This is a genomic window from Paenibacillus sp. VMFN-D1 (assembly GCF_003386155.1).
GTDB classification, from domain to species: Bacteria; Bacillota; Bacilli; order Paenibacillales; family Paenibacillaceae; genus Paenibacillus_AQ; species Paenibacillus_AQ favisporus.
Window position 1 is genome coordinate 2,388,162 of record NZ_QRDU01000001.1, and the last position, 11,272, is coordinate 2,399,433.

At 54.2% G+C, this 11,272-nt stretch carries 12 protein-coding genes; 6 read left to right on the forward strand and 6 right to left on the reverse strand.

Annotated elements, in window-relative coordinates; translation table 11 throughout:
- Window positions 1–5 precede the first annotated feature (5 nt).
- From C7820_RS10950 to C7820_RS10960, 3 genes are all read right to left on the reverse strand, one after another.
- The gene (locus C7820_RS10950) at window positions 6–578 is read right to left on the reverse strand and encodes a class I SAM-dependent methyltransferase (RefSeq protein ID WP_116230965.1); all 573 of its coding nucleotides are present in this window, start codon (window positions 576–578) and stop codon (window positions 6–8) included.
- 15 nt (window positions 579–593) lie between these two features.
- On the reverse strand, window positions 594–1,457 hold the full coding sequence (locus C7820_RS10955; protein ID WP_258875205.1) for a glycosyltransferase family 4 protein: 864 nt from the start codon (window positions 1,455–1,457) through the stop codon (window positions 594–596).
- 269 nt (window positions 1,458–1,726) lie between these two features.
- Window positions 1,727–2,557 carry a helix-turn-helix transcriptional regulator gene (locus C7820_RS10960; protein WP_076167287.1) on the reverse strand — a complete coding sequence of 277 codons (831 nt, stop codon included), beginning with the start codon at window positions 2,555–2,557 and terminating at the stop codon, window positions 1,727–1,729.
- 158 nt (window positions 2,558–2,715) lie between these two features.
- Here C7820_RS10960 and C7820_RS10965 point away from each other — a divergent pair, with 158 nt between their 5' ends.
- The 3 genes from C7820_RS10965 (at window position 2,716) to C7820_RS10975 (ending at window position 5,392) form a co-directional block, all read left to right on the forward strand.
- Complete coding sequence (locus C7820_RS10965; protein WP_181908998.1) at window positions 2,716–4,128, forward strand: MFS transporter; 1,413 nt, start codon at window positions 2,716–2,718, stop codon at window positions 4,126–4,128.
- A 158-nt stretch (window positions 4,129–4,286) separates the two neighbouring features.
- Window positions 4,287–4,757: a hypothetical protein gene (locus tag C7820_RS10970; RefSeq protein WP_116230968.1), complete on the forward strand. Its 471-nt coding sequence runs from the start codon at window positions 4,287–4,289 to the stop codon at window positions 4,755–4,757.
- 14 nt (window positions 4,758–4,771) lie between these two features.
- A complete protein-coding gene (locus C7820_RS10975; RefSeq protein ID WP_116230969.1) occupies window positions 4,772–5,392 on the forward strand; it encodes a TetR/AcrR family transcriptional regulator in 621 nt (206 codons plus the stop codon).
- A 9-nt stretch (window positions 5,393–5,401) separates the two neighbouring features.
- Here the strand turns inward: C7820_RS10975 and C7820_RS10980 are convergent, their stop codons facing one another.
- Window positions 5,402–5,941: a GrpB family protein gene (locus C7820_RS10980; protein WP_116230970.1), complete on the reverse strand. Its 540-nt coding sequence runs from the start codon at window positions 5,939–5,941 to the stop codon at window positions 5,402–5,404.
- Between the two features lie 157 nt (window positions 5,942–6,098).
- A complete protein-coding gene (locus C7820_RS10985) occupies window positions 6,099–7,031 on the reverse strand; it encodes a L,D-transpeptidase family protein (protein ID WP_397334158.1) in 933 nt (310 codons plus the stop codon).
- Between the two features lie 307 nt (window positions 7,032–7,338).
- Between C7820_RS10985 and C7820_RS10990 the strand changes: the two genes are divergently transcribed.
- From C7820_RS10990 to C7820_RS11000, 3 genes are read left to right on the forward strand one after another with little or no spacing between them, the layout of a single operon-like run.
- Window positions 7,339–8,460, forward strand: coding sequence for an ABC transporter substrate-binding protein (locus tag C7820_RS10990; RefSeq protein ID WP_251674973.1), 1,122 nt, complete (start codon window positions 7,339–7,341; stop codon window positions 8,458–8,460).
- A gap of 36 nt (window positions 8,461–8,496) precedes the next feature.
- Window positions 8,497–9,459, forward strand: coding sequence for a carbohydrate ABC transporter permease (locus C7820_RS10995; RefSeq protein ID WP_397334124.1), 963 nt, complete (start codon window positions 8,497–8,499; stop codon window positions 9,457–9,459).
- Window positions 9,460–9,473: 14 nt separating this feature from the next.
- Window positions 9,474–10,298: a carbohydrate ABC transporter permease gene (locus tag C7820_RS11000; RefSeq protein WP_116230973.1), complete on the forward strand. Its 825-nt coding sequence runs from the start codon at window positions 9,474–9,476 to the stop codon at window positions 10,296–10,298.
- Window positions 10,299–10,452: 154 nt separating this feature from the next.
- Here the strand turns inward: C7820_RS11000 and C7820_RS11005 are convergent, their stop codons facing one another.
- Window positions 10,453–11,271, reverse strand: a complete 819-nt coding sequence (locus tag C7820_RS11005) for an endonuclease/exonuclease/phosphatase family protein (RefSeq protein WP_116230974.1) — start codon at window positions 11,269–11,271, stop codon at window positions 10,453–10,455.
- Window position 11,272: the final 1 nt, after the last annotated feature.

Genomic DNA, 11,272 nt, shown 5'->3' on the forward strand with positions numbered 1-11,272 from the left:
GACCTTTAACCGTGCGGCTGTGCTCCATGGAACAAATAAGTGGCAAAGTCACGCTGAATATAATCCTTGAACATGTGCTTGGAGGCGGTTGGATAACGGTCCAGCTCCTCCTCCGTCCAAATGCTGCGATGGGTTTCGTATTCGTTGCCGTATTCGGCGCCCTGCGGCCAATCAGGCCCAATCGGAACGTTCAAGAGCAGGCTGCGGCATTGCTTCAGACAGGCTTCTAGCAGCGCGGTCCCTCGCTCCCTCTCGAAATGCTCAAGGACATCGCCCATAATGATCAAATCATAGGCTCCAAGCTGCTGATTCATCATCAGTTCATAGGCATCCCCAATATATATATGGTTGTAAAAGTATGGATGATAGTCGTCCACATTTTTCGGAAAAACTTCGACCCCCTCGATCCTTGTCTGCCACTGCTCACGAAAGACGTGCCCCTGCCAGACATCGAGAAATTCCCTGCAGAGCATGCCCCACCGGCCGAACCCGACCCCGATGTCAAGAACGCTGGACGGAGCCGCCTGCCGGATGAGTTCCACGCAATAAGACAAGTTCTGCCAGTTTGATGTGCCCATATGAGTCATCACCTCCTAAATTCCGAACAAGACGTCCAGCCAGCGTTTCACGCCCGCTTCGATGGTCCAATGCGCTTCGATTTCCGTTCTGCACAGACGCCCGATTTCCCTCAAACGTGATCTTTCCTGCAGGCAGCCGTCAATGGCCTGGATAAATGCCCCGGGATCGTCACGGTCCAAAATGAAATGATGTCCGCTGGGATGGGCTGCTTCCTTTACGTATCCGACGTTGGTGGACAGCACCGGTTTGCCGCTGGCAAAAGCCTCAAGCGCCGTCGCTCCGCCCCCTTCATTCGCCGACGTGATCAGAAGCAGGTCAATATCCCGATAGAAGCGCGGCATTTCCTCGTGCGCATACGCTCCGGCCGTTTCAACGAAGCGCACCTCCGGTCGGCCGGCAAAATGGCGTTTAATCGGCTCGTACAGAGCCGCATAACGTTTGGATGCCTTTCCCGGATCTCCCGCCCACCCGATGACGAGCGGCCGGCCTTCCTGCTCCAAGGGCTCCCCATCCGCAGGAACGGGATGGAACAGTGCATGGTCGACAAAGTGTCCGATATGACGGACGGAAGCTGCCGGTGCCATCGCTGCGAGGCATTCGGTCAGCTTCCGATTCATCGCCCCGATCGAGCCGATGCGGGGAATCACCAGGCGTAAAAAATCCGGATCGGGCTCCGGCTTGTCAGCCCATTCACGGAACGTGTCGTAATTTTTGCTGAAATAATAATAGGAGACCGCAGCGGATGAATCGATCCGGATATGCTTAAAGATGGCAAATGCCGCCAGGCCCAGGCACATGGCGGAGATGCGGGAATATTCCCGGTTCAGCGCCTCGCTGCCCTTGCTCCCGATGCTCTCCTCCAGTTGTTTGGCGGACATGATATCCAGGCAGGGATGATGCTGTTGAATGATCTTGGCCGTCTTGCCCAGGATCCACCAGTCGACGTCGTAAATAAGCAGATGCTTTTCGACCGTCCTCGCCTCCTGTCAGGCTTCTGGCTGGAATCCAGCCCGCCAGCCGCCGCAATTGAATTACGTCCTATACGATCATATTCCAGCGCAGAGCCGCTAGTTACGGGAGGTGGCGAAATATTGGACCGACTCAGCAAAAAAAGGCAGAAACCACGTGGGTTTCTGCCTTTTGCTCTTTATTGAAGCAGCTGTTTCATTCTCTGTATGGTCTCGTCATTGTAAGGCAGGTTCACCGTGGCACGAAGATCATAAGAATCCTCCACCTGGAACGTAATATGGCTGAATTCAAGCAGCCCCACGCGCGGATGGTAGATTTTTTTCCGGCCTTCCTTGACGTTCAGCACATCATGCTGGGGCCACCATGCCCTGAATTCCTCGCTTTCCTTGTTCAAATCTTCAATCATCCCGCTCCACCATGGATCCTCGACATTGAGTCCGTATCCTGCACGAAACTGGGCGAGCCGGAGCCGGGCGTTCTTCTCCCAGCCCTCGCCCAGAAGCTCCTTTGTATAGGGAGAAACGAACATTCTCCAAACCGAGTTCCGCTCCCTGACCGTCATCTGCTCATAATCGCCGAACACGAGCCGTGCCGCCCTGTTCCAGCCGACGATATCCCAGCGGGAATTGGCCACAAACGCCGGGTGTTCCCCCTGTTCGTCCAGGAACGTCTGCAGGAGCGGACTGATCGCCATCTCCGGCTGCTGATAATGAAACGGCAGAAGTCTCGAGGCCAGCAGGAACAGATGCTTCGTCTCATTCTCGTCCAGCTGCAGCGCCCTGGCGATGCTCTCGAGCACCTGAGTGGACACAGAGATGTCCCTTCCCTGTTCAAGCCAGGTGTACCAATCGACACTCACGCCAGCAAGCAGCGCCACCTCCGCCCGCCGAAGTCCGGGCGTTCTTCGTCTCCCTCCGCCGGGGAGACCCGCCTGTTCCGGAGTCAGACGGGCCCGCCGGGTCTGCAAAAATTCGGCAAGCTGGCTCGTACGCTGATGCGTTGTCTCCATGTAAAGACCCTCCATTTTCTATCCGAATTGGGCAAGATGACCGATACCTAGGAGTACCACTCCTAGGATAAACCGCTCTCTTCATCCCCGTATCTTCTGAATATACACTATACAACACATCGATGGGTTTGAAAAAGATCATTGGAGGGGTTTATGGAATGAATGGAACATCCATCACGGCCGGAACCAAGCCGGCCAACCAAAGAAAACGGTCATCCTGGCTGCTTGCAGGGCTGTCCCTCGGCTACTTCATCGTGCTTCTGGACACGACGGTCGTCACGGTCGCACTTCCGGCCATCCGGGATACGCTGGGCGGCGGACTCAGCGGAATGAGCTGGGTAACGGGCGCGTATACGATGGTATTTGCCAGCATGCTGCTGGGCATGGGTGCGCTGGCCGATCGATTGGGGGCAGCCCGTGTTTTCTTGGGCGGGATTGTCCTGTTTATGCTGGCTTCGGTCCTCTGCGCCGTTTCGCCAGCCATCGGCTGGCTGATCGGCTTCCGGGCGCTGCTCGGCGTCGGCGGAGCGGCACTGCTGCCGTCTTCCCTGACGATCATTGCGGAGACCTTTACGGACCCCGCCCGCCGGACCAAGGCGCTTGGCATCTGGGCGGCGGTTTCGGGCTTGGCGCTTGCCGCCGGTCCGATCATCGGCGGCATTCTGGTCGACACCCTGGGGTGGCAGAGCATTTTTCTGCTGAATATCCCCGTTGGCATCCTCAGCTGGCTGTGGACGCGGGCGAACGTTAACTTTTCGGCCCGGAAACCCGCACCGTCCGGCATGGATCCGGCCGGTCAGCTTGCCGGCCTGCTGGGCGTGGCGGCACTGACGAGCGCTTTTATGGAAAGCGAAGACCTCGGGTGGGGATCACCCGTCATTCTTGTTCTGTTTGCCGCCGCCGCCCTGCTGATCGGCTTGTTCGTCTGGATCGAAAAGCGAAGCCATTCGCCGATGCTGCCCCTGTCCTTGTTCAAAAGCAGGGTGCTCGTGACCGGATTAGCGGCCGGATTGCTTATTAATTTCGGCCTTTCCGGCGTACTGTTTGTCATGACGCTGTATTTCCAGCAGCTCCATCGTTATTCAGCTATAGGGACAGGCCTGGCATTTCTTGCACTGACGCTCCCCATGGCGGTGAATCCCATGCTGATGAGCAGGCTGATCAGCAGGTATGGAGCAGCACGCACCATCGGTACAGGATTTCTCCTGGCATGCACCGGAATGCTGATCCAGGCTTTTCTTCCTGTAGATACAGGGTATATTCCCACTGGAATTTCGCTGCTGCTGATCGGCTGCGGCATCTCATTCATCCTGCCGCCGCTCGTCTCCGTGGTGATGAGTGCAGCGCCGCAGGGCAAGACGGGAACGGCTTCCGGCGCGCTGAATGCCTTTCGTCAGCTCGGCGCTACGCTGGGAGTGGCGCTGCCCGGCGTCCTCATGGCCGCTGCCCCCGATTTGTCCCATGGCGTCATGAGTTCCTTGCTGCTGACAGGCATTTTGTGCCTGGCTGGAAGCGTGCTCGTTTTCCGCTATATCGGGGGCACATTCACCAATACGTCTCGAAACCGCTAATCGTCAAAAAGCGTGCCAGGAATTTTATTCCGTTGGCATGCTTTTTTGGCATGCGGGCCGACGCGGATTGACTTCCTCCATTTTGATGTGATAGGATTTGATCATTCAATCAGTTTTTTGATTAAATGATCAACTTTTAGAAATGGAGGAGTCTTACAATGAAAGATCAGACAGATCCAATCCCTCAGGAAACGGAGGTATTTCCGGACTGGCTGGCAAGAATCATGCCGCTCGTCAGCCTGTTTCTCGGCGCCGCAGCTCTTTGGTATACTTGGTTTAGAGGTCACGAAATGTTGAATACTGCAGACGTTCCATGGTATGAATGGATACGGCCTGCATTTACGCTGTTGATCGGATTGATGTGTCTGATTTCTGCCCTGTTATTTCTGCTTGGCCGGAAATCCGCTTGGCACTGGCTTAAGGGTGGGTTATCTCTTGTCCCGCTCATGCTGATGTCTAATCTGGTCATTGCGGCCGGCCGCGCGGTCATCGGTTTGTTTCAGGGAAAAGCGCTGCCCTTGCTGGAGCATTTGTTTACCAATCCCAAGAACCTGATGATTCCCGCCATCGTCATTGCGCTCGGATTGCTCGGTTCGCTCAGTAAAATGGATAACAAGAACAAAGAATGACTGAAGGAGATTACATGAAGGAAGAAACCAAAACGCAAGGAAAATCATCGTTTATCGCCGAAGCGAGAAGGGAGCAGATCATGGAAGCTGCCATCCGCACCCTGGACGAAATCGGCTACGTCAGCGCGAGTTTGTCCCAAATCGCCAAACGCGCGGGCATCAGCACGGCCTTGATCTCGTATCATTTTTCCGACAAACAGGATTTGATGAATCATCTGCTGATGAAGCTGGTGGAGCAGTCAACGTCTTATATTTTGGACCGGGTCAAGCAGGCAGGCACCCCGCAGGAGAAGCTCAGCGCGTTCATCACTGCCAGTTTGGCGTATCAGGGAACGCATCCCGCCCACAACACGGCTTTGGTCGAAATCGTGTTTAATGCAAGGACGCCTGATAACGTCCCGTATTACAAGCTTGATGAGGAGGAGGAAGACCCTCTGCTGCAGACATTAGGGACTATCCTGCGTGAGGGTCAGGAGCAGGGCGTTTTCGGGGACTTTCACCTTTCCGTCATGTCCAACATGATTCAAGGCGCGATCGGGGAATATATGCTGAACCCGGCGGTCATCGGCAGGGTCGACCTGGAGACCTACAGCAGCGAACTTGTCCATATCATTCATCGGGCCGTCCGGGCGTAAGCAGGCTGCTTATTCCTCCCAAACGTCTTCCAGTGGAAGCCCCTTCTCCTCTCTGGCCGCATCGACGACCGATTGAATAAATGCCGTTTTGGCCCGGGTGTAAGCATTCATCGATTCAGCGCTTCGGGCTGCCTGCTTTTTAATAGCTCCGTACTCCTCAACGAGCTCCGGATGGCGGCGCAAGTAATCGCGGAGCAGAATTTCATTGCGGGTATGGAACTGTTCATCATAAGGCATCAGATGAACATTGTGCGTCCAGATTCCCTCTGTCGATTTGGCAAATAAATGCCTTCCGCGCATCCCGGTCTTAACATAAGAATAGCTGGCCGGATCCAGCAGGTCTTTGTAATAAGCAGCCGGACGGAACGGATTCACGCCGACGAACATATCGACCACTGGCTTGGCCTGCTGGCCGGGAATGGCCGTGCTGCCGACATGCTCGAACACGACCGCATCCAAGCCCGCTATTCCGGACAGCCGTTCTTTCTCCAGGGCGAACCCTTCCGCCCATTCCGGCGAATAATCCACAATTTCGATTACGCTATCCATCACGCACACCTCTTTCGCATGTTTTGCCCTCCAACGGCCGGACCTAAACCGCGGCCGCTTCCGTGCCTTTCCATCATACACACCCCAGCTGGCAGTTCCAACCCTGTTTTTCCCAGGCTAACCTCGCAAAAAAAGCCGCGCATGCGCGCGGCTCGGCTTATTTGCCCGTTGTTAGGCTCACCGTATTGGAGGCTCCGTCCCACACGACCGAGTAACCGGATATTTCCGACATGTTGCGAAGCGGAAGCATCAGCGAATTCCCCTGGAACCGGGAGGCGGTGATGTTTACCGTTTTGCCGTTCACGACAGCCTTGCCGGAGAGCGCCTTATGGGTAATTTTGCGATTTCCCGAGTAGACCGTCACCGTTTGGGTACTGGCGTTCCATTCAACCGTCCCGCCCAGCAGCTCGAAGCAGGCGCGGAGCGGAATGTAGATGCGGGAATCGACCATGATCAAATCCTGCTTCAGCTGAGCTTCCCTTCCATTCACTACCAGCTTGCCGTCAAACGACTGCACGCCCACTGCATATCCGTGATTTTGGGCGATCGTTTCAAAACTTTGGCTGGAGGTTGTTATAATAGCCATCGTATGCAGGGGCACCTGCTCGAACAGCCAGTGAATCTCGTCATTGTACATACGGATGCATCCCGCACTGACGTACTTTCCGATCGAGTTTTTATTGCTGTTGCCGTGGATGGCGTACGTCGTCCCCATCGTCCCATTGACATTGAGGCCGATCCAACGGTCACCGAGCGGATTGCGGGGATCGCCTCCCGGGATCTTTTCCTTGTAATAGGGACGGTTTTTGATCTTGTTGACGATTTCGAACGTTCCTTCAGGCGTCAGTTCAGGCGACTTTCCCGTCGCTACCCTGAACTCCTTAACCAACTTTCCGCTGCTAAAATATGCCAGTTTATTCGTCTTTTTATTGACGATAATGAGGTCTTGCGAGGCAATTTTTGCCTCGGCCCCGGCCGGAAACATCCAGCAAAAGGACAGAATTAGAACGAGTGCTGCCGCGGCATAACGGCGATATAGGCTGCAGACTGACAGTGGCGGACTCCCTCCCTTCAGATGGTAAACCCATATTCAATATATGGCGCGGGGGCGATGTCCTACGACCGTCTTATTTCAAGCAAGCGGTTCCAAAATGTTTTGTAAGCGTTTATAATGTTCGTAGAACGGACACATTTTAGGGATTTAAAGGAGTGATGATGCTGCTGCAGTACCATATAGCCGCGATGGGAGGCCGAAAACGATGGCAAAATACCGAATCTTATTAACGTGTTTATTGCTTGTTGCTTTCATGGTTAGCGGATGTTCTAGCGGGTCTTCATCTAATGACAAAGTGAAAACGCTTACTCTTTGGTACTGGAACCGGAGTCTGGACGATAATTTGATCAACGCGGTCCAGAAGCAGTTTCCGGGAATTCGCATCAACGCCCAAAAAATCGGGGGCGACTTCAAATCCAAGCTGAAAACGACGCTGGCTGCCGGCAGTGGCGGTCCGGATATCGTCGCCTTTAACGACTGGGTTACCGAGCTGTTCCCAAGCGCCGACCGTTTCTACAACCTGTACGATCTCGGAGCGAAGGATATCGAAGGAGACTACCTCGATTGGAAATGGCAGCTCGGGGTTACGCCGAAGGGCCAAATGATCGCCATGCCGATCGACACGGGCCCAACCGCATTATTTTACCGTGCGGACCTGTTCGAGCAAGCGGGTCTCCCGACCGATCCGGAAGAGGTTCATCAGATGATGGGCACTTGGGAGGACTATTTCGCCGCAGGCGAGAAGCTGCAGAAAGCGCTCGGCGGCAAGGTGAAGCTGCTCGACAACATCGGCCAAGTCTACACCCAGGTCAACGCGCAGTCGGATAAAATTTATTTTGATAAAAATGAAAATTTCATCGGCGAGGATCCTTCCTCTTCCATGAAGAAGGCATGGGACCTGGCAGTCAAAGCCTCCCAAATGGGCCTGCTCGCCAATGCCAGCACGTTTTCCTCCGAGTGGAACGCCGCGATGAACAACGGCAAGATCGCTTCCTTCGTGAGCGCGGTATGGGCGAAGCAAATCCTGATGGACGCAGCACCGGATACGAAGGGCAAGTGGCGCGTCGCAAGAGCTCCGGGCGGAGACGGCAACAACGGCGGCTCCTTCCTCGCCATTATGAAAACGAGCAAATACCCGAAAGAATCCTTCGAGGTGATGAAATGGCTCCTGAATCCCGAAAACCAGGTGACCAGCTTCAAGGAACTCAACCTGTTCCCATCCGCCGCCAAGGCACTCGATTCGGACGTCATGAAGCAGAAAGAGGACTTTTTCGGCGGCCAGGCTACCGGTGAAATTTTTACGGAGTCCGCACGCAACGTAAAGCCCTCCTATTTCGGCACGAAATATGCCAACCTGAACGGGATCGTGAGCCGCGAGCTGTCATCGGTCGCCCTTCAAGGCAAAAACCCGGATAAAGCATGGGAAGATGCACTATCCCGAGTGAAAAAGGAGCTGCTGCGTTAAACGGTCATACCATCCCGACAATGGAGGTAGAGTCTTATGGGTCAACCATTACAGAAGCGAACTCAATTCGATCCCGGCAGCTCCATGCAGGTGCCGGAGCGGAAGCGGGGATTGGGGTCTGAAATATGGAAGCACCGGAAAGAATACCTGGCCATCTCCCCTTTCTATATTTTGTTTGCCGTCTTCGGCTTGTTCCCGATCCTGTTCTCGATGTATCTTTCTTTCCAAAAGTGGGACGGCATCGGTGTGATGACCTTTAACGGTCTGAACAATTATCAGTTCATGGTCACCGATCCGGAATTTTGGAAGGCGGTCGGCAACACGCTTTTGATCTGGATTTATTCGACCATTCCGATGCTGTTCTTCGCGCTCATCATTGCGTTTTTGCTGAATGCGTCGTTCGTGCGGTTCCGTACCTTCTTCCGGATCGGTTACTTTCTGCCGAACGTCACTTCACTCGTTGCGGTGGCGATTGTGTTCAGTACCGTATTCTCCAACAACTACGGACTTTTGAATTATTTCCTGTCCCTGTTCGGGATTTCCCCCGTGGAATGGCTGAACAAAACCTGGGGCATCCAGCTGGCCGTATCCATCATGGTCATTTGGCGCTGGGTCGGTTACAATGCGATCATTTATTTGGCGGGACTCCAGAGCATACCTACCGTCCTCTATGAGGCCGCCAAAATTGACGGAGCCACCGGCGTCCAGTCATTCTTCCGCATCACGATCCCGAATTTACGGCCTATCATTCTTTTTACCGTCATTACTTCAACCATCGGAGGCATGCAGATCTTCACCGAATCGCAGGTGCTCGTCGGCAACGACGGCGGCGTCAGCGGCGGAGGTCTGACGATCGTTCTCTACCTGTACCGCGAGGCATTCGTGAACAATTACTTCGGCTACGGCTCGGCCGTCGGCTGGGGCATGTTCATATTGATTGCCCTCTTCTCGATCTTCAACTGGCGGGTAGTTCAGGGCGGCGGTGCCAAAGATGAATAAACGGGGTGATACGCATGGTTAAAAGGAAGTCTTCTATCCTGCTGTATTTCGGATTGATCGTCGGACTCATCGTTTCCATCTTTCCTTTTTACTGGCTGGCCGTTATGGCCACGCGTACGACTGCGGAAATCTACAGCTTCCCGCCCAAGTTCTGGTTCGGGACGCAGTTTATCAGCAATGTGACGCGGGTTTTTCAGAACATCGATTTCTTCGGAGCGTTTCTCAACACGCTGTTTGTGGCCTGCTGCAGTACTTTGCTGGTCCTGTTCTTTGATTCCCTTGCAGGCTTTACGTTTGCGAAATTCAAATTTCCCGGCAAAAAGTGGCTGTTCGTCCTGCTGCTCGCCACGATGATGGCGCCGTCGCAACTCTCGCTCGTTCCTTCCTTCGTCATCATGGCGAAGTTCGGGTGGGTAGGCTCCTTCAAGGCGCTGATCATTCCCGGCATGGCCAACGCTTTCGGCATTTTCTGGATCCGCCAGTACGCGGAGGAATCCGTTCCATCCGAACTGCTGGATGCCGGCCGGATCGACGGCTGCGGCTTCTTCCGGCTCTATTGGAACGTCGCGATTCCAATCCTTCGCCCGGCGCTGTCTTTCCTGGGAGCATTCACCTTCATCGGTTCCTGGAACGATTACCTCTGGCCGCTGATCATTCTAAACGACGAGCGTAAATTTACGCTGCAGGTGGCGCTTTCCTCCCTGAACGGAATTTATGTGACCGATTATGCGATGGTCATCGCGGGGACGCTGCTCGCGGTCATTCCGCTCATCATATTGTTCCTGTTCGTCAGCAAGCAGTTTATTTCCGACATCGCAGCCGGGGCGATCAAAAGCTGACAGGCTTGCCTGTACTTATGGAAAAGGAAGTCTGACGCCGGTCCCGATAGACTACGGAACTTTGCCAAAAGAACCCTAGGCAAATGGAAAATGGAAAACCCGCCCATTCGGGCGGGTTTTCACGCTTTTTATAAGCAAGCATATCACGGGGCCATTATCGCTTGAACACGACATCGACAGCGATCGGCCGGTGATCTGAAGCTTCCGTAGCGATCACTCTTGGATTCGAATGCTGAACTTCAGGGGACGTTACGATGTAATCGATCGTTTCGGACGGTTGGTCGGCCGGAAACGTATAGGCATTTTCAACGCCTTGAAAGCTGTTGACGAATAATTTGCTGGCTAACAGAGCCTGAAACTCCGGACTGTCAGGTTCTGCATTAAAATCGCCCGTGAGAAGCTTTGGTCCCTTCACCGCGGAAGCCAGGTTAACGATTTCCTGCACCTGCGCCTTCCGGCTTGCGGCATCCAGTCCCAGATGCGTATTATACACATCCACATGAACTCCCCGCAAATTGACCACCGCATGCAGAACGCCGCGCTGCTCATCGCCGAAGCTGCTGAGCAGCACATTGTCAGAGCGGAGGATCGGATACTTGCTCAGAATAGCCGTTCCATATTGACGGTTGTTCGTCTGGCCTTCCGCCGGTTCCCAATCCAGATTGGCACCATACGCGTAGTGATAGCCGAGCAAGCCTGCTATTTCCTTGGCTTGGTCCTGAAAGTCGCTCCGTTCTCCGAAAAACCGGTCCACTTCCTGAAGGCCAACGATCTCCGCGCCGGAATCCCGGATCACATCCGCAATTCGTTTCAGGCTAAGCTGTTCATCCAAACCGACGCCATGATGTATGTTGTACGACATCACGGTTGTGCGAATTTCCTTGCCATTCCCGTGACCAGCCGCCATGGCGCTCGTTGAAAACAAGGATACGATCAGCAGACTGACGATCGATGTGATGAAGTGTTTTTTCATG